This window comes from Bradyrhizobium genosp. SA-4 str. CB756 (assembly GCF_000473125.1).
GTDB classification, from domain to species: domain Bacteria; phylum Pseudomonadota; class Alphaproteobacteria; order Rhizobiales; family Xanthobacteraceae; genus Bradyrhizobium; species Bradyrhizobium arachidis.
The window spans coordinates 6,150,385-6,168,694 of the sequence record NZ_KI421499.1 but is presented as its reverse complement, the minus strand read 5'-3'; the positions used below and the strand labels follow the sequence as shown (position 1 = coordinate 6,168,694).

Genomic DNA, 18,310 nt, shown 5'->3' with positions numbered 1-18,310 from the left:
TCTCGCCTCACCCGGCTCCCATCAGGCAAGCTTGCCGCCATCGCCGAGTTGCCAATGCACAAACAGCCTGCGGTTCTCACGCGCGATCTTCTCCAGGAAGAGACGCGCGCGTCCCAAGCGGTGATGGAAGCGCTTGTACTTTCGCTTCAACCAGATAGCCAACGTCTGGTTGATGTAGCGCGCCAAAGGATAGAGCGCTGAACGCGTATATTGCCCATAATAAGCGATCCACCCCCTAACCATCGGGTTTAGCTCGCGGGCAATATCGTCCAAAGTCACCTCGGTTCGCTTGCGAAGTTTCAAGCCTCGGATCGTCGCTCGCATGGCATTCAGCGCTGGTTTGCTGACCGCCGGAGTGAACCCGCAGAACATCCTCTGCGAACGCGGCCCCAGGACCGATCGCGGCCGGAAGCAATAACCGAGAAAGTCAAACATAACCGTCTCAGTCTTGCCCCGGCGTCGGTCGTCCTTGCAGTAGACGATCCTCGTCTTCGTAGGATGCAGTTCCAGGTAGCACTCCGCCAGCCGAGCCTGGAGCGCTTCGCGAACGCTTTGCGCCTCCATCTCATTCCGACAATGTACCAACCCGTCATCTGCATATCGACACCACCTGAGATCGGGGAACATCCGTGCCATCCAGAGATCAAATGCATAGTGCATGAAGAGGTTGGCGAGGATCGGGCTCACCACGCCCCCTTGTGGGGTACCGCGGCTTCGCTCGATTATCGTTCCATCCTCTTGCACCATCGGCGCTGTCAGCCATCTTTCAATGTAGAGCAGCGCCCATGCGCACGTCACATGTTTCCGGACGGCCCGCAGCAGAAGCTCGTGGTCGATATTGTCGAACAGTCCCTTGATGTCGAACTCCAGAACCCAATCGTACTTCCAGCACCCTGTCGCGTTACACCTACGGCATCGAGAGCCGATTTACCGGGTCTGTAGCCGTAAGAATCCGCCAGAAAGATTGCGTCGAGAGCCGGCTCAATTAGTTGTTTGACAACCGTCTGTGCCACGCGGTCTGCCACAGTGGGCACCCCGAGGATCCTTTGGCCCCCACTCTTCTTTGGAATGGAGACGGCGCGAACAGGCGGCGGGAAGTAAGCGCCTGAGCTCATTCGATTCCAAATCTTGTAGAGATTGCTCTTCAAGTCGGACTCGAACTGCTCAATCGTCACTCCGTCGACACCGGCTGCGCCACCATTGGATCGCACCTGCAGATATGCTTCGTACACCTCTCTCTTGTCGATGTTGAACGGTTTGCTCGGCTGGTTCACCGTCGTCCTCCTGTTGTCAGTTGCGACGGTGGCCAGCCCTCCTGATCCGATCCCTTTGCTCCGGCCCCATTACGAGCCTTCGTCGCTAATACGGATCGGTCCGTCCCAGTGCTCCGCGTCGGTAATCTCGCCTCGCGGTCTTCTCCGCTTGTGCTTCTCCCTTTCCATCGGAGCGACTGGTTCCTGCAGTTCCGCGGCAGCGCCTGCATCCGATTCACGCCCCCTCAACGCCGGTCGCCGCCCGCCCGGTCATCAGGCTTCCGGCGGGCTCATCCCAGAGGGACGACACACCTCTGGTTTTGACGACGATTTCCACGTTACGACGGTTCATCGGCGGGTTCATTTTCATTCGTCTCTCGGACGCCTATCCGTTCGGGTATTCCCGACCGTTGGCTTCAACGCTCACGACCGCGCCTCTTAAGCGAAGCCGCTTGAAGTGATTTGGGACCCACTCCTGAAAGTCGATCCCGAGGGGCCTACCCTCATCGCTGCCACAGCTTGTGCACACAGATTTTCAGATCATCTCGATCATCCTTTCCGTGTGCTTCTGCAGCAAACTGTCGTCGGCATGAAGCCGCTCGGCAGCCATGACATGGGCTTCCACCAGGCGCAGGAGTGGGTCGAGCGAGGTGCAGACTGATCCCACGGCATCCGCCATGGTCGACAGTGCGATCGGCACGCCTTCTAGGGCATAGCGCTCTGCCTGGCGGTTCAGCGGCTGGTGTTGGCCGAACTTCTCGAACATGATCATGGCCAACAGACTCGGGCCGGCCCATCCGCGGGCGACGGCATGGAACGGCGCTGGCGGTTGGCTGATCTTCTCGCAATCACGGCAGGAGAACTTCTCCCGCACCGTCTCGATCACCTTCCACTGGCGCGGTGCCACTTCCAGTGTCCTCGTCACGTTCTCGCCGAACTTGCGCAGACGATTGCCACCACAGCACTCGCAAGCCGTCGGCGGCTCGATCACCACTCGTTCGCGCGGCAAATGCTCAGGGAACGTCTGGCGTTCGCCGCGCTTGCGTGTAAATCCGCGCACCGTCGTCGCCTTGGCCACAGCGCGCTCTGCCGCCAGCTCGTCTTCAGTGGCGTCACTTTCCAGCTCTTCGAACGTCAAGGCCAACTGCTCGATCAGGCGCGACGAACGCTCCGACCGCTGGCCGTAGATCTGATGCTTTAGCTTGGCGATCTTCAGCTTCTGCTGGGCGATCAGCGCTTCGTCCTCAGACGCTTTCGCACGGGCGACCGCGAGTTCAGCGGCGATCTCCAAACCCCTCGTGCGTTCGGCGGCCAACGCCTCTTTCAGGGCGGCAATGTTATCCGGAACAGCGTCGCGCTCGGCATCCATGCGACACAGTGAATCACAGATTGGAAGCGTTGTGACTCCCCCAAAATGCAAAATCTGCTGGATTTTGTGCTCAGCCCGCGCTTCTCGGTCGCCAGCTCAGCTGTGGATTCCGCCAGTCGATCCCTTCCAGCATATAGGCCATCTGCGCCGCTGAGATCGATACCGCGCCGTCCGACGCCGAAGGCCAGATGAACTTGCCTCGGTCCAGGCGCTTGGCGTAGAGCGACATGCCCAGCCCGTCATGCCAGAGGATCTTGACCAGATCGCCGCGACGACCCCGGAAGATGTAGAGATCGCCAGCATGAGGATCGCGCTTCAGGCTCTCCTGGACCGCAAGCGCCAGGCTTTGCATCCCGCGGCGCATGTCGGTGTGGCCGGTGGCAATCCAGACCCTGACGCCGCTCGGGATCGGGATCATCGCCGTCTCAGAAGCTCAAGAACCCGCTGCAGCGCTTCCGTGTCCACGTCCCGGTCAACGCGCACGCGACAGCCGCCGCCAAGCTCGATCTCAATAATGCCGGCCCTTGCACGTTGCGCAGGCGGTGAAGACACCGGTTGTGGCGCGCTACTCGAGATCGGAGCCGCCGCAGACGTGATCTCAACCGGAACAAGCGCCGGCGCGCCATCCCCGCTCAACTTGCCTTCGCGCGCCAACCGGCGCCACGTGAACAATTGGCTTGTCGACAGCCCGTCGCGTCGTGCCGTCACCGACACCAGACGTGGCCCGCCATAGCTCTCGGTGACGATCCGCTGCTTTTCTTCCAATGTCCAACGGCGTCGAGCGCCCGTCGAGACGACTTCAAGTCGAGAAACCGTAGGCATAGGCATATGGTCAGTCATACGCCTATGTCTTCATCCTCCATCAAACTGCGCAAGGCGGTCCTCGCCGGAGCGATACGTTGAGCGGGATATGCATGCCGAACTTGTCGAACAGGATCGTCGCCAGTAATTGCCGCGCGGCGTGGCATGGAACGGTGCCGGCGGCTGGCTGATCTTCTCGCAAGCAGGTGAGCTTTTCCCGCACAGTTTCGATGACCTTGAACCGGCGCGGGATCTCCTCCAGCGTCTCGGTCACATCCTCGCCCAGCTTCGCTAGCCGCGCCCCACCGCAACAGGCGCACGTCTTTGGCGCCTCAACAACGACGCGCTCGCGTTCGATGTCGTCCGGCCAGGGCTTTCGTACCGGCCGCTTGCGCGCGAAGGCGCGCACGCTCTGGGTTTTCGCCGCGGCGGCGCGCGCGGCAAGCTCATCCTCGCTCGCCGTGGTGGCGAGTTCTTCGAGTTCCAATTCCAATTGTTCGATCAGCCGCGCCGTGCGCTCGGAGCGCTGCCCGTACAGTTCGCGCTTGAGTTTCTCGATCCGCAACTCGAGATGCGCGATGGGTGCCGTGTTATCCGACAGCTCCGCTTGCGCGTTGGCAGCCATCGCCTCGGGGCTCGCAGCCGGGCCTCACGCTCGGCCTGCAGCGCTGCCAGGGCACTGACAAGGTCCGATGGAAGGTCGTCCGGCTTCGATATCATGAAGCCATTGAATCAGATCAAGCAGCAGATTCAAACCCAAAACGGCTATCCGACCCGCGTCGGACGCTGGGTCTCTTGCGGGTTGCGCCAACCGATTCCGGACAACAGGTAGCTCATCTGCGCCGACGAGATCGTTACTGCTTCCCCCGCAACCGAAGGCCAGATGAACCGCCCTCTCTCGAGTCTTTTTGTGAACAGGCATGCTCCCTGGCCATCGTGCCAGATCACTTTTACAAGATCGCTTCGGCGGCCGCGGAAGACAAACAGATGACCGCTGAGCGGGTGCTTGCGCAACACCTCCTGCACCTGGAGTGCCAGCGACGGAAAGCCTCGGCGCACGTCCGTGTAGCCTGTCGCAAGCCACACTCGCGCGCCCGTCGGAGCCGGGGTCATCGGCGTACCAAAGCATCGAGAGCGCGACGTAGCGCGTCTCCATCAACGCCGCCATCGACCCGGATGCGGTGCCTGCTACGAAGATCAATCTCGATGATGCCCTGGCTCTTCCGCCGACGCGCCGCCATCGTCGTCAATGGCGCTTCGGCCACCTCCCGCCGCGGCACAGACGGCCCAATCTCGATAGGCACGAACGGCGAACCAGCCGACAGTTCGAGTTGTCCACTTATGAGCCTGCGCGCTAGTCATGTGAATCTAAAGTTCGCCACATAAAGTCTGCTGGGCTTTGTGGCAGAAGCGTTTGACGGAAGCCAAGATCTGGTCTGCGGACTTGGTCCATTTGAAGGGCTTCGGGTTATTGTTGTGCAGTTCGATGAAGGTACAGCGTCGAGCTGCCTGACGGATGTGTGAACACCTCGCTGGATCTGCTTTCTGGTAAGTCCAGCGAACCAGCGCTCGATCTGATTGATCCATGACGCGGAAGTCGGCGTGAAGTGGACATGATAGTGCGGCCGGCGAGCGAGCCACGCTTTGATTTTGGGTGGCTTGTGGGTGGCGTAGTTATCCATGACGATATGGACAGCGAGCCCCTCAGGGATTTGAGCGTCGTCTCTTTGAGCAACTTCAAGAACTCGACCGCCCGATGGCGCTTGTAGCATTTGCTAATGACAAAGTCAGAAGCGACATCGAGCGCGGCAAACAGCGTGGTCGTACCATGCCGCACATAGCTGTGCGTGCGGCGTTCCGGCACCCCAGGCATCGTCGGCAAGACCGGCTGTTCGCGATCGAGTGCCTGGATCTGGCGTTTCTCATCGACGCTAAGGACAACGGCTCGGTTCGGTGGGGACAGATAAAGCCCGACAATATCGCGCACCTTATCGACGAATAGCGGATCGCTCGACAACTTAAATGTCTCGCTTGGTGCGGCTGTAAGCCGAACGCGGTCCACATTCGGCGGATCGTGGTGTGAGAAAAGCCAGTTTCCGCAGCCATCGAGCGGATCGACCAGTGCGTCGCGTCGGGCGGTGTCGTACGCAATGTCCGCTCGATTACCTCAGCAACCTGATCGTCGTCGATGGTTCGAGGGCGGCCAGGGCGGGCTTCGTCAAGCAGGCCATCACAGCGAGCCTTTAAGAATCGGCGGCGCCACTTGCCAACGGTGTGTTCATGGATGCCAAGTTCGGCGGCCACAGACTTGCTTGGCAGACCATCTGCACACCTCAGGATCGCGCGGCACCGCTCAGATAGCGATCGGGCTACACGATGACGACGAACTTGCCTCTCCAAGTACGCCCGCTCCTGCGGACTCAGCACCAACGGCGCGATCGGCCGGCCTTTCACACCTGCATTCGCCACGAGCGCTCTCCTCTCTAGAGATCCGAGCGATCAACTAATGTCACGAACTCGCGTTCCAGATGACTAGTGCAAGCTGGGACCGGTCAACTCGCGGCAAAGATCGCTCTAGCTGGGACGCTCATTGGATCGGGAGCACCTTAGTCAGGGCAGTGATGCCCATCAGGCTCAATACCGGGCGTCGCCATATCCGTAGCGCTCGTTCACATGTGGAAGATGGTCAGCGCGGTGCGCCGAATCAATTCCAGCGCTGAGACCGACGCCCTCTGTCCTTGCGGCGCCGACCAGTGCTTTCAATCAAAACTTAACTGAAGCAGCTCGGGTATTGTCGAACCCGCGTTGTTGCTCCGAACTTACAGCAAGTCTGACGCGGAAAATGGGAGCGCCAGAACAAGCACCGCATTAACCCGAGCGTTCTTTCCTTGCGTGAAAGTCTCCGGAGAGCACAGAGCCGGCAACACTTCAACGGATCGAATGACTGCGCATTGTTCTTATCGTACGCCTGATGTCGACTATCGTGCGTTACGCACGGTTATGACGCGATTAGAGCACGCCGGCATGATCGGGCGGATCGCTCTGTCCGTTTCGTACACAGTTTTCACTCCGATCATAAACATAATCTGTCAACGTAACAACGCGGGGGGCGGAATGGTCCGCACCGCGACGTCACTGGTCGAATCTTTCAGCTGGCGTTCGAGGAGGGGCCCCGTAGGTCGAGAATGATTGGGGCGAGGTAGCTGGTCTCGTTGATCGGGCGGCCACCTGCGAGGCAATACAACTTGGAGGACTTTTTATGAAAATGGCGAAGCGCCTTTTGTTGGCATCGGCGGCGAGTCTCATCGCGCTGGGGGGAGCGCAGGCTGCGGATCTGCCGGTCAAGGCTAAGGCCGTCGAGTACGTCAAGGTCTGCTCGCTGTACGGCGCCGGATTCTATTACATCCCAGGCACGGACACGTGTATCAAATTGGGCGGGTATCTGCGCGCCGAAACGACATTCGGTACTAGCGGTCATTACGATGTGCCCAACAACGGTATCGGGGGCGCTCACAACCGCCTGAGCGACTATCTCAACATGCGCGCTCGCGAAGACCTCAACATCGACACGCGCACCGCGACCGAGTACGGCATGCTGCGCACCTACTTCGATGCGACGTTCACTTGGACGGCGGGTACTTATTCCGGTGCGGGCACCACCAACGTGAACGGCGCGACGACCTACACCACATCGACCGCTTCTCAAATCGCTGGCGGTTTTCTAGGCGTCTACTTCAGTTTCATTCAGTTTGCTGGATTCACGATTGGTAAGGCGCAGTCGCAGTTCTCCGCGCCGTGGGCCAACTATCCGGGTAACAGCATCGACGGTCTGCCCGGTGGTGGCGGCTGGATCGTTGGCGTTAACCAGTTCAGCTATACTGCTGACTTTGGCCAGGGCATCACGGCCTCTTTCTCGGCTCAGGATCCGGTCGCCTCAGGTACGACCAATGTCTGGAACGTGAGCGGTGCGACGGCCGCCGGTCTCGCAAACGGTGCGTATGGCGCGAACGACATCGGTGGTGCCCGGGCTCCCGACCTGGTTGCGGCGCTTCGTGTGGACCAGGCCTGGGGTCTGTTCCAAGCCTCGTTTGCTGCGCACGACAACCATGCTGGCTACTACGGCGCGTCGGAGGTGAGTGGCTATCCCGGCGATAAGTGGGGCTGGGCGGGTCAGCTGGCGTTGTCGATCAAGAACCTCCCGACCGGTGCCGGCGACACGATCAACCTGACAGGCGTCTATACAAACGGTGCAAGCCGTTACAACTTTCAGGACCTGATATCGACCACCTATGCGGTATACGGCGGCACAAGTCTGCTGGGCGCCTATCAAAGCCTTGGGATTGGCGGTGTCTCAGACTCTGTGTTCGTAACCGGGTCCGGCCAGGAGCTGACCACGACGTATGGCTTCCGCGGTGGCTACACTCACAACTGGGATCCGAATTGGAATACCGCAATTTATGGCGCTTGGGCTGCTGTGCGTTACAACAATACGGCAAAGGGCTACATCTGCGGTGCGGTTATGGCAAACCTCGCCCTATCGAGCGGTCTGGGCGGCTGCAATCCGGATCTGAACTACGCAGTTGCCGGTGTGATCACTCGCTGGACGCCGGTCAAGAACCTGACATTCTCGGCGGACCTCTCTTACCTGATGCTCGACCAGAAGTACGCTGGTGGAAGCACGGTAACCCTGCCGCTCCAGTCAGGCATCGCCAAACCAGCAGCTGCTTATGAGCTGAAGGACCAAACCGGCGTATCGCTGCTGCTGCGTGCTCAGCGCAACTGGTAAATCTCTGTCAAGAGGAAGGAGAAAGAAAGAAGCTCATCACATCTAAGTTAGACCTCCAAGAAAACCTCCGGCATGCCCGCCGGAGGTTTTTTAATGAACTCAAGTTTGCCAAGGCGCGAAACTGACAATTACGAGATGATTGGTCCGCTGACCGGCGCAAGCGGCGCGGCGGCGACACACGCTGACCGCGCCACTCCCATCAGACCTAGACGATTGGGGGCGAGCGCCAGTTCGCGAACGACGGCTGTCGATATTCCAGCTTCAGCTGGAGTGCACGGACCGGGCGAGATGACAACCGCCCGCGGCCTGAGGTCGGCAAGTTCGTTCACCTCCATCGCGTCGTTCCGGATGACACACGTTGCTGCACCAAGTTTGCGCAAATATCGCGCAATGTTGAAGACAAAGGAAATCGTAGTTATCGATGATGACGATCAAGATGCACCGCATTCATCAGCAACGAATGCGCGAAAGGCTTTCCTCATATTCGGCGGCTGGATCGGACATCGCCGTTATCCCGCCACCTGCATGAAAGACGGCTTGGCCGTCGTCGATCGTTACAGTGCGAATCGCGATATTCCTATCCATATGTCCGTTGAACCCTATGTAGCCGATCGCCCCGCAATACACCTCTGCGCCACACGCTCGACATCTAGGATAACCTCCATCGATCGTACCTTGGGAGCTCCGGTAATGGAGCCGCCGGGAAAACAGGCTCTAAGCAGACTCACGGCATCCTCCTCGCGTGCCAGCTCACCCGTAACGACCGACACGAGATGGTGCACCGAGGCATAGGACTCGAGGCTGCACAGCAACGGGACGTGGACTGATTCAGGGGTGCAAACGCGCAAGAGATCATTGCGTAGGAGATCGACGATCATAATGTTCTCGGCACGGTCTTTTTCCGAACCAACCAGCGTCTCAGCGCGACGCCAGTCTTCCTCGCAGTCAGCAGAACGCGCGACCATGCCCTTGATAGGTCGCGTTTCGACCTGTCGACCGCCAAGCTTTAGGAAACGCTCCGGCCAGCTCGATGCAATGGTGAGCATGCCATAGCGAAGGAGGGCGGCAAAAGGAGCCGGGTTCATTTTCCGCAGCTGACAATAAAAGGCTACCGGATCGAGCGAGGTCGGCAGGCTGGCGCTGAAGCGCTGCGCAATATTGACCTGGAAGACGCTTCCCGCCAGAATGAGGTCAATCACGCGCTGCACCGTCGCGATATATCGCTCGCGACTGAAGTTGGAATGCCATGAGCCGGCTTGGTTCGGTATCAGATCTGGAGGCGGGCCCGAGCCTGCAACCAGCCCAACAAAATCTTCGGCTCTACGCGTGCGCGCTCACGCCGGCGCGCCGGATCCTGCTCCGGCCATCCGGTAGAAACGACCCAGCATCTATCATGGTAGTGATCGAAGCTGATCACGACGTCGTAGAGATGTACGAGTGCCTCAGGCAAGCGCTGCCGTGAGGTGCCTCCGATGCGAGAGGCGTCGCATGGCTGTGACGGGCTCAATCCACTGCAGTTCCTGTACATGCATTAGTCTGTATGTCAGCGATAGATGGCTGATTGTGATCCCGCCCGGCAAAGGCGACGCTCATAGGGCACTCAAAAGCTCCTGCGCGCCCGCCAGCGGCGCGCGCGCCCTAACTATGCCCGTGAACAGGGCCTGCCAAACATGCCGGCTCCGCATCTGTGGACATGCTGTAGTCTGCCGCGAAACGCAGCTCCCGGAGCGGGTCTTACCTGCCGGATCGACTCCTGGTAAAGGTCGTGCGCCTTATAGGCGTTGAGTTCGAGTTCGTCGTCGAATTCTCCGTAGACGATCACGTCAATTTCGTTGCCAAGCTCGTCACTCTTGCGGTTGCGAGCCACCTCGAGTCGGCGGGCATGCGGGATTTTGGCGAGAACGGAAAGGCCGTCGACTATTTTGTCGATATACGCCTTATCTCTCGCGGTGAAAAATACGATGTGTCGAATCATAGCTGACTGCCGGTGATCCCGAACGTTGAGGCTTGAGTTCGTGCAAAGGCGATTTGAACTTCTTCGCTAAATCATGCAAGACAAGCCCCTGCACGATCGCGTTGGCGGGTGTTCAGCTGAATGTTTTTCCCTCGCTACACGCCGAGTAGACAATCCAAGAGACGAATTTCTGTATGTAAGTGGGGGAACTCGCCTAATTTGTGCGATAATAACTGGAAGTCGCCGATTTTCTTCGTCGGAACAAGTTATCGCTGCATCAGCGGGCGTGCGGGCACAGTTGTACGATGGAAAGAAACTTTGATGGCGGCTGCCGTGGGCGGGGACAACAGTGAGAGTGCACCGATCCGAACGGACTGCCAGCATGCTGAGGCAGAAGCTCTCTATGGCCTGCCGCTTTCAGATTTACTGTTTCAGGCGCAGACGGTTCATCGCGAGAACTTCGTTTCGAACCGTGTCGAGTCCGCAAGCCTGCTCAGCATCAAAACTGGAGGGTGTCCCAAAGATTGCGGTTACTGCTCGCAAAGCGCACGTTATGACACGGGCCTGAGACCCACCCGGCTGATGGATCTTGCCGACGTAGTGAGGGCTGCGCAGCGCGCCAAGGATGCCGGCGCGACGCGTTTCTGCATGGCTGCGGCTTGGCGCAATCCAAAAGACCGCGATCTAGATCGGGTCTGCGAAATGGTCAGCACAGTAAAAGGGCTCCGCATGGAGACCTGCGTCACGCTTGGGATGCTGACGACAACGCAGGCTGCGCGGCTCTCCGAGGCCGGGCTCGAGTTCTACAATCATAACGTTGACACCTCGCCGGAGTTCTACAGCAAGATAATCACCAACCGCACCTTGCAAGACCGCATTGACACGCTAGCGTATGTGCGTGAGGCCGGAATCAAGGTCTGCTGCGGTGGCATTATAGGTATGGGCGAAGGCATCGAGGACCGCATTAGCATGCTCGTTCTGCTGACTAATCTTCGCAGCCATCCAGAAAGTGTGCCGATCAACCTGTGGAACGAGGTTGGGGGGGCCGGTCAATAGGACCGCGGACCGGCCCGATCCGATCGCTTTGGTGCGCCTGGTCGCGACGGCCAGGATCATCATGCCGAAGAGTGTCGTGCGGCTGTCTGCCGGACGGCAGTATATGACCGATGAACTGCAGGTGCGCTGTGCTTCTTCGCCGGAGCGAATTCAATCTTCATTGGCGACGTGCTGCTGACAATTAAGAACCCGCAGCGCGAGCGCGACGCGAATTTGCTGACCCGTCTCGGCATTACGTCCAATCTTGCTTGAGGCGGCGGCGCTGCGAGCGCGCTGTGCGCAAAACGTTAGCTTAGGTGAGCAATGCAGATCACATTGATGAAAGGCAAAATCCATCGCGCCTCGGTGACCGAAGCCGATCTGCACTATGAAGGCTCGATTTCGATTGATCGCGCGCTATCGGTTGCGGCAGGATTCCTGACCAACGAACGAGCTGAAATCTACAACATCGACACTGGAGCGCGGTTTGCCACTTACGTGATCGGAGCGCCGCTAGGCTCTGGCGTAATTGGTCTGAATGGTGCGGCCGCGCGACTGGCGATGCCCGGAGATAAGGTAATTATCGTTGCATATGCCTCCTTTGATGAGGCAGAAGCAAAGGCCTTCAGCCCACGCGTTGTACTGGTCGATCGAGAAAAACCGTATCCGGTCAGGCTAAAGACTGCACGGCAGATCCCTCGATTCCATCTTTTGCGGCCGTCAACGTCAGCGTACGACACGCAGCTGGCCCCGGAGCGAGCAATGAAACCAGCCACTATGGGCAAATTTGACGGCTATGTTAGGGCTTTGAACGCCCTGAAAGATGACACCGTTTGCGAAGTCTAAAAGCCCGCGCGGCAATTGATTTTACATCGAACGATTATTTGGCCCTCGCGAGCTCACCGTGCATGAAAAACGCCGTCTTGGCCGCGCTCGAGGCCGGTACGCCGATCGGAGCCGGCGGATCCCGGATTCTCAGGGGAAATTGCGAGGAGCACGAGCGTCTCGAAGCAGAAGCTGCCAGATTCTTTGGTGCGGAGACGGCGCTTTTCTTTGGTGGCGGATATGCCGCAAACTTCTCTGTCCTAACAACCCTGCCGCAGCGGGGCGATTTACTCGTTCTCGATTCTCTTCTGCACGCGAGTATCCATGAAGGCCCGCGAGCTGGCCGCGCCGAGTTTCGGAAAAGTGCCCATAATGATCCTCAATCAGTCGAAAGTACCATCCGTGACTGGCGAGTGCAGGGCGGAAAGGGTCGTGTCTGGATCGTCGTCGAAAGTATTTACAGTATGGATGGCGATTTCGCGCCGCTCAACGAGCTGGTCGCGATCGCGGCTAGGCATGACGCGTTCCTGGTCGTGGATGAGGCGCATGCCACCGGCGTCTACGGTGAGCAGGGACGAGGGCTCACCGCGAGATACGAGGGAAACGAAAATATGGTGGTTATTCATACCTGCGGCAAAGCGCTGGGCGCTGCCGGGGCACTCGTAACTGCCTCCGCCGCGATGCGGGACTTCATGGTCAATCGCTGTCGTCCATTTATCTTCGCAACTGCGCCATCACCTTTAATCGTCGTTGGCGTCCGCGAGGCACTCTTAGTTCTTCAGGAGGAACCCGAACGTCAGCAGCGTCTGGCAAAGTTGGTCGCATTCACACATCGAGAAATGGAGGTGCGTGGGCTGCGATGTCCGTCGGACTCGCAGATTGTGCCCTATATCGTCGGCGACAACGCCCATGCGATGCGGCTCGCCTCGGCAATGCAGGCGCGCGGATTCGATATTCGCGGAATCCGACCGCCAACCGTGCCGGCAGGCACGGCTCGCTTGCGAATATCACTGACGCTCAACGTCGGAGAGGAGTGCGATGCTTGATGTGCTGAATGAGCAGACCAGGGGCTGTTTTCGATGAGCCTGCGGATTGTGGTAACTGGTACGGATACTGGTATAGGGAAAACGGCGTTTTCCGCAGGTCTCGCCGATCTCATCGGAGCCAATTATTGGAAACCGATTCAGGCCGGTCTTGAAGGAGAGACAGATAGCCAAATTGTCGCACGGCTGGGTGGTCTCTCGCCTGACCGCATCGTGCCTGAGATATATCGCCTTCGAACGCCTGCTTCGCCCCATCATGCCGCCAGGCTTGATGGAATTTGTATCGATGTCGATTCGCTCAACGTGCCGGACGTTGAGGGTCGACCGCTCGTAATCGAGGGCGCCGGCGGGCTCATGGTCCCGCTAAGTGACGGCACACTCTTCGTGGACATCTTCGAGCGTTGGCGGCTCCCAGTCGTACTCTGCGCGAGCACGGCATTGGGCACCATCAATCATTCGCTGTTGTCGATAGAAGCGCTGCGAAGACGCCAGATCGACGTCCTTGGGGTTGCATTCATTGGTGAACAAAATGCTGAAACTGAGAACTCAATTTGCGAGATCGGAGGGGTGCGTTGGCTGGGGCGATTGCCGTGGCTTTCTCCCCTCACGTCGAAAACACTAAAAGCTGCGTTCAAATGCGCATTTCCTCCGCGACAATTTCAGTCTACGAAGCAAAGGAAAGCCTCGCCGATCTGGCATCCTTTCACACAGCACGGGCTCGAAGACCGAAAGAGTAAGATCGTGCGCGGCGATGGCGCCTATCTCCACACTGCAGATGGTCGCCGTATCATCGATGCAATCTCATCCTGGTGGGTCGTGACCCACGGGCATTGCCATCCACCTATTGTACGCGCAATTCAGGAGCAGGCAGGCAAGCTTAACCAGATTATTTTCGCCGGCTATACCCATGATGCCGCTGAAGAGGTTGCAGCGCGGCTTCTGAGACTCGCACCGCGCGGCCTTGATTATGTCTTCTTTTCCGACAGCGGCTCAGCTAGCGTGGAAGTGGCCCTAAAAATGGCCCTCGGTTATTGGCATCACAGCAGCAAACAACGAACGCGCATTGTGGTGATGCAACATTCCTATCACGGTGATACTGTTGGAGCGATGTCGGTTGGTGCCCGCGGTGTGTTCAACGCAGCGTACCGTCCCCTGCTGTTCGACGTTACCTCAATCCCGTTCCCCGCGAAAGGTCGAGAGCGAGAAACGCTTAATGCGCTCGCAGCTACATGTCAAAATGAACGTCCGGCGGCCTTCATCGTTGAGCCTCTGATATTGGGGGCGGGTGGAATGCTGATGTACCCCGCTTGGGTGCTCAGAGAGATGAAGCGGATCTGCGAGGTCTCGGACGTCCTTTTCGTCGCTGACGAGATCATGACGGGCTGGGGCCGCACCGGAACCTTGTTCGCTTGCGAGCAGGCTAATGTCACGCCAGATATTGTATGCTATTCCAAGGGAATCACAGGAGGGGCGCTTCCTCTCGCCGTGACACTCTGCCGTGCAGACATTTTTGAAGCTCACTATTCGACAGATCGAACGCGTACGTTCTTTCATTCCAGTTCATATACCGCCAATCCAGTAGCCTGTGCCGCCGCAAAAGCCAACCTGGAGCTCTGGGAGGATCCGGAAACGCGTTGCCGCACGATGTCGATCGCCGCTATGCAAGAGCAGGCAATTGAGCCATTCCGCGCTGACGCGCGCTTTGAAAACGTCCGTCGGACGGGTACTATCACGGCACTCGATTTTAAAGCGAACGATGCTGGCTATCTCGCGGACGTAGGTCCAAAGCTTCAGTCGCTCTTTAAAGACCGAAATCTTCTGTTACGGCCACTCGGTAATACGATCTACGTGATGCCGCCTTATTGTGTAACAGCGGCAGATCTGGATGAAATCTACGCCGGCATCCGTGATGCTGCTGATGCGCTGAGTTGACCGCCGACGATCCCGGAGCTTAGCCGCCGCAGCTCGGCTTTGGTCGTTGGGCGGGATGATTGTCCCGAATTGACCTTGGAGCTCTGCCCGACGATCCGAAGGACGCGCGGGTCCGGTGTTCCAGCTAGGCAGGTTCGGCAAAAGCTCTAGTCTAGATCGAAGAATGCCAGTCCAATAAATGGGTTGCGAGCCGCGGCCCTGGCGAATGCGTCCGCCTCGACTGCTCCAGTCGGAGGGCGCCATCACATCGTAACAGCCACCGCTTACTATGCGATTGAGGCAGTGTATCGCGGGTCCCATCCTGGATATGATGGTATCGCGACGATTTGGCTTATGTTTGCCACGATTCGATTAGCGACGCGGCAGGTGCTTGTTCGAGCCAAGTTTTTTCTGTGATGTGTTACGCGCCGTCTCGGATCCAAAGCGACCAGGAGCTACGTGCACAATCGACATTTGTCGGTGTCGAAGAAAGTTGGCTAGATTCGGAGAGGCCAGTCGCGAACCGGTCTGGTTGGAATTTTGCGTAAGGCATCCAAAATCGTTGAACTTCTGCGCTATGTTTGCCGCCTTCGAAGACAATCAAGCTGATTGTTCAATTACAAAGACGCTCTCTGCGGGGAAATACAAACATCGGATGCGCATTGAGGTAGGTGCCATATGCAAAGTTGTGCATTTGCGGATCGAGCGGCAACTTCAGTTTCGTGAGAGCGAAGTGGATTGATACGAATGTCCGAGCTCGGGCGCGGACGCCGTCATTTTGGATCTGGAGGATGCGGTTCCGCCGGAGGCAAAGCAAGAGGCGCGTCGATGCCTTCACCTTTGCCTCGGTCTTTCGATTTATGCTGTGCTCGTGGGTATCAATGGAATGGACAGCCCGTGGCATACCGACGACGTGGCGCTTGTCTCATCGCTACCGATCGAAGGAGTTGTCCTTCCCAAGGCTGAAATGGGCAGATCCCTCTTGAGGTTGACCGGTGATCTAAGGCGGTGCCTACCCATAGTTGCGCTCATTGAGACAGCTCGTGGGCTCAGGGATACCTTCGAAATTGCTGCGCTCCCCGGAATTATGCGGCTGGCTTTTGGCTCCATCGACTTCTGCGCTGAAGTGGGCTGCGCCCACGCGCGCGAAGCGTTGCTTTCAGCGCGATCCAGTTTGGTCCTTGCCTCTCGACTCGCAGGAAAGGTGCCCCCGCTCGATGGCGTCACGACCTCGATCGATGATGCTGACCTTGTAAGAGATAATGCACGCGATGCCCGCGACCTTGGTTTCGGCGGAAAGCTCGCGATCCACCCTGGCCAGGTTGGCCCGATTTGCGCGGGTTTTCGCGCCGACGAACGCGACATCGCCTGGGCGCACAAAGTGCTCGGAGCGGGTGAGGGCGCAGTTGCAGTCGATGGTGCCATGGTCGATGCCCCGGTCCGAATTCGTGCTCATTCCATTCTTGCCAGAGCGCGGTTGACGCAGCTCCGCTGAAAGCTGTCTGCGTTAATGACGTGCCAATTGATGAGAAAAACGCGGTAACAGAATCGCTCCAGAGTACCGAACGCAATGCGCGCTTCGATTTGGCGGCCCATGCAACGCTACGTCACGCTTCCCAGTTCGGCTGCGATGGAGGGATGGGAGGCGTCGCGACACCTTACCTGCGACCATGACGATGACCCGCCTCCTGTGCGCATCGTGGATGATGGCTTCTATCTAGTCTAGATGGTCAATTGCAAAGATCGGCCACGCGAAACCTGTTTCCTGCCGTCTTATTCATCGCCCTGGACAAGCCAGTTTTCGGCCTTTGTGGTCGCGATTCGACAGGAGCCGGTGAAGCGAGTGCCGGGGCGCCAAATGGGTGCTGCGGACAAGTGAGTTGCAGAAAGGAGAAATGCAGCGGCCGCCCCGACGATCGAAGCAGTATGTACGTCCCGGTCGCTCGGATGAGCTTGGGCAACCCCCGGCGGCGCGAGTGATTTCCTTCGCGGGCTCAGTGAAATGGCGATCAAGAAGCATGCCGTGGATCATTGGCAGCAGTCTGCAGGGTTGGGCACGTCCAAGCATAGGTTACAGCTTTGCTCGATGGTGAGCCGCTGAAGCGGGCGCCTCTCGTGCGACCAGCAATCAATGTCTATGCAACGCGCTTTCGGAATCTGGTGTCAGCGTAGCGCAACCCGGGTTCAACTGCATTTCAAGGTAAAAGGCTCAGAGCCATCCTCGCCGCCGAGGAGCAGTTACCGTGCCAACCAGCCGACCTCACGATTTAATCATGATGATGCGTCTGACGAGAAAGCCCTCATCGCGCGACGACGACAAAGATGGCGATCAATTCGCAGCCAGAGGAGAATTCGAGGTGGCCCTTGCTCAGGCCAGCCTACCGGCAGAAGCGGAATCCGATCGCTAACTCCGAACCGCGCATACAAAGCCGAGTTTCTTGTCTTTTCCTGGTGATGCAGCAAGCGCTGAGGGACGAGATCGCCGATCTCGGTAAATCACGGCCGCACCCGTCCGGCAGTCGTGAAGAGCTGCCGCTGACGGCTCCAGGCAAGCGGGCTTGTCCGGAAGCATTGAGCCAACGAGGAGTGAAATCCGTCGAGAGACGCGACCAGAACGCATGATTTTTGCGTTTACAGGGACATCATTGCACTAATTAGGATCAAAACTTCGGTACTGTTACTAATCAGGATCTGGCTGACGAAGCACGCGGATACCGCGAGCCAAGCAGGCGCACATGAGAGTCAGGCGCGCCCCGGGGTCCGTTCATGCAGCGAGACTTGGCATCCCGGCGCGCACTTGAAGTGCAGGCGAGGTGCTGCGCCAAAAATGGACGGGGGATATCCACGAAATACCGACCGGAGTCGAGAATGTGCAACAACTCCCATACTTCCCGCCACGGCACACCAGAGTGCTGCGCGGTATGCGGCGGAAAGTTCGGGCTGATCCGCCATTACTACTGGCGGACTGCCCTTTGCTCCAAGAAATGCGTCGACCGCTTCACAGTTCGCCGGGAGGCCGACCACAGATGGTTCGCTGGTTGCCAATGGCCTAATGCATCGCTCCGAGCATCATGCAGATCTTGAATGAGACTGCAATATCGTGCGCAAGCGTCATTGGCATGGAACAGCCGATCAATGAAACTTGAGGCTTCCGGCGGCCTCGCAAGTGGAGCGGAAACAGGGATAATCGTGACGGCGGGAATTAATGGTCTGCTCCGCCGCCGAATCGTCCAATCGCTACGAAAGCACAGAAACTATCGACCAAGTGCGCCACGTCCGAATCGTTGAAACACCTCAGGCAGCCACGCGATGCAATTCATACTCGTGAACCAT

Annotated in this window: 8 protein-coding genes and 11 pseudogenes; 8 read left to right on the top strand and 11 right to left on the bottom strand. The window is 58.3% G+C overall.

Annotation, left to right across the window (positions count from 1 at the left end; genetic code table 11):
* Positions 1-21: 21 nt before the first annotated feature.
* From ltrA to BRAGE_RS53310, 8 genes and pseudogenes are all read right to left on the bottom strand, one after another.
* Positions 22-1,274 (bottom strand): annotated as a pseudogene (gene ltrA, locus BRAGE_RS49845) (group II intron reverse transcriptase/maturase).
* Between the two features lie 214 nt (positions 1,275-1,488).
* On the bottom strand, positions 1,489-1,623 hold the full coding sequence (locus tag BRAGE_RS57645) for a hypothetical protein (RefSeq protein WP_256436599.1): 135 nt from the start codon (positions 1,621-1,623) through the stop codon (positions 1,489-1,491).
* 207 nt (positions 1,624-1,830) lie between these two features.
* A pseudogene (locus tag BRAGE_RS49840) lies at positions 1,831-2,622 on the bottom strand (IS66 family transposase); the annotation flags it as partial.
* Positions 2,623-2,692: 70 nt separating this feature from the next.
* Complete coding sequence (gene tnpB / locus BRAGE_RS0129680) at positions 2,693-3,040, bottom strand: IS66 family insertion sequence element accessory protein TnpB (protein WP_027564512.1); 348 nt, start codon at positions 3,038-3,040, stop codon at positions 2,693-2,695.
* The gene (tnpA, locus tag BRAGE_RS49835; RefSeq protein WP_035730201.1) at positions 3,037-3,462 is read right to left on the bottom strand and encodes an IS66-like element accessory protein TnpA; all 426 of its coding nucleotides are present in this window, start codon (positions 3,460-3,462) and stop codon (positions 3,037-3,039) included. The genes tnpB (BRAGE_RS0129680) and tnpA overlap by 4 nt, the downstream gene beginning before the upstream one ends.
* 58 nt (positions 3,463-3,520) lie before the next feature.
* Positions 3,521-4,143: pseudogene (locus tag BRAGE_RS49830) on the bottom strand (IS66 family transposase zinc-finger binding domain-containing protein); the annotation flags it as partial.
* Between the two features lie 45 nt (positions 4,144-4,188).
* Positions 4,189-4,536 (bottom strand): IS66 family insertion sequence element accessory protein TnpB, encoded by a 348-nt coding sequence (gene tnpB, locus BRAGE_RS0129670; RefSeq protein ID WP_027564510.1) that lies wholly within the window; start codon positions 4,534-4,536, stop codon positions 4,189-4,191.
* 255 nt (positions 4,537-4,791) lie between these two features.
* A pseudogene (locus BRAGE_RS53310) lies at positions 4,792-5,892 on the bottom strand (IS630 family transposase).
* Between the two features lie 790 nt (positions 5,893-6,682).
* On the opposite strand from BRAGE_RS53310, the gene BRAGE_RS0129655 reads away from it, so the two are divergent.
* Positions 6,683-8,209, top strand: a complete 1,527-nt coding sequence (locus BRAGE_RS0129655) for a porin (RefSeq protein ID WP_027565192.1) — start codon at positions 6,683-6,685, stop codon at positions 8,207-8,209.
* Positions 8,210-8,337: 128 nt separating this feature from the next.
* Here BRAGE_RS0129655 and BRAGE_RS53305 read toward each other — a convergent pair whose 3' ends face one another.
* From BRAGE_RS53305 to BRAGE_RS53300, 3 genes and pseudogenes are all read right to left on the bottom strand, one after another.
* On the bottom strand, positions 8,338-8,589 hold the full coding sequence (locus BRAGE_RS53305) for a glutamine amidotransferase-related protein (protein WP_347336551.1): 252 nt from the start codon (positions 8,587-8,589) through the stop codon (positions 8,338-8,340).
* Between the two features lie 70 nt (positions 8,590-8,659).
* Positions 8,660-9,408 (bottom strand): annotated as a pseudogene (locus tag BRAGE_RS49820) (anthranilate synthase component I family protein).
* A 439-nt stretch (positions 9,409-9,847) separates the two neighbouring features.
* A pseudogene (locus BRAGE_RS53300) lies at positions 9,848-10,184 on the bottom strand (Dabb family protein).
* A gap of 300 nt (positions 10,185-10,484) precedes the next feature.
* Between BRAGE_RS53300 and bioB the strand changes: the two are divergent.
* The 7 genes and pseudogenes from bioB (at position 10,485) to BRAGE_RS57640 (ending at position 17,385) form a co-directional block, all read left to right on the top strand.
* A pseudogene (bioB, locus tag BRAGE_RS49810) lies at positions 10,485-11,471 on the top strand (biotin synthase BioB).
* Positions 11,472-11,522: 51 nt separating this feature from the next.
* Positions 11,523-11,855, top strand: a pseudogene (gene panD / locus BRAGE_RS49805) (aspartate 1-decarboxylase); the annotation flags it as partial.
* 105 nt (positions 11,856-11,960) lie between these two features.
* Positions 11,961-13,106 (top strand): annotated as a pseudogene (locus tag BRAGE_RS49800) (8-amino-7-oxononanoate synthase).
* Positions 13,103-13,621, top strand: a pseudogene (gene bioD, locus BRAGE_RS57060) (dethiobiotin synthase); the annotation flags it as partial. The pseudogenes BRAGE_RS49800 and bioD, both read left to right, overlap by 4 nt.
* A gap of 117 nt (positions 13,622-13,738) precedes the next feature.
* A pseudogene (locus BRAGE_RS0129625) lies at positions 13,739-14,998 on the top strand (adenosylmethionine--8-amino-7-oxononanoate transaminase); the annotation flags it as partial.
* A 757-nt stretch (positions 14,999-15,755) separates the two neighbouring features.
* Positions 15,756-16,472 (top strand): HpcH/HpaI aldolase/citrate lyase family protein, encoded by a 717-nt coding sequence (locus tag BRAGE_RS49795; RefSeq protein WP_231164251.1) that lies wholly within the window; start codon positions 15,756-15,758, stop codon positions 16,470-16,472.
* 778 nt (positions 16,473-17,250) lie between these two features.
* A complete protein-coding gene (locus BRAGE_RS57640; protein ID WP_283808068.1) occupies positions 17,251-17,385 on the top strand; it encodes a hypothetical protein in 135 nt (44 codons plus the stop codon).
* The last annotated feature ends 925 nt before the right edge of the window (positions 17,386-18,310 follow it).

What these genes read in the sequence shown, in the direction of transcription:
- BRAGE_RS57645 (WP_256436599.1), bottom strand. Translation starts at nt 1,623, where the DNA reads ATGAAAATGAACCCGCCGATGAACCGTCGTAACGTGGAAATCGTCGTC.
- tnpB (WP_027564512.1), bottom strand. Translation starts at nt 3,040, where the DNA reads ATGATCCCGATCCCGAGCGGCGTCAGGGTCTGGATTGCCACCGGCCAC.
- tnpA (WP_035730201.1), bottom strand. Translation starts at nt 3,462, where the DNA reads ATGACTGACCATATGCCTATGCCTACGGTTTCTCGACTTGAAGTCGTC.
- tnpB (WP_027564510.1), bottom strand. Translation starts at nt 4,536, where the DNA reads ATGACCCCGGCTCCGACGGGCGCGCGAGTGTGGCTTGCGACAGGCTAC.
- BRAGE_RS0129655 (WP_027565192.1), top strand. Translation starts at nt 6,683, where the DNA reads ATGAAAATGGCGAAGCGCCTTTTGTTGGCATCGGCGGCGAGTCTCATC.
- BRAGE_RS57640 (WP_283808068.1), top strand. Translation starts at nt 17,251, where the DNA reads ATGATGATGCGTCTGACGAGAAAGCCCTCATCGCGCGACGACGACAAA.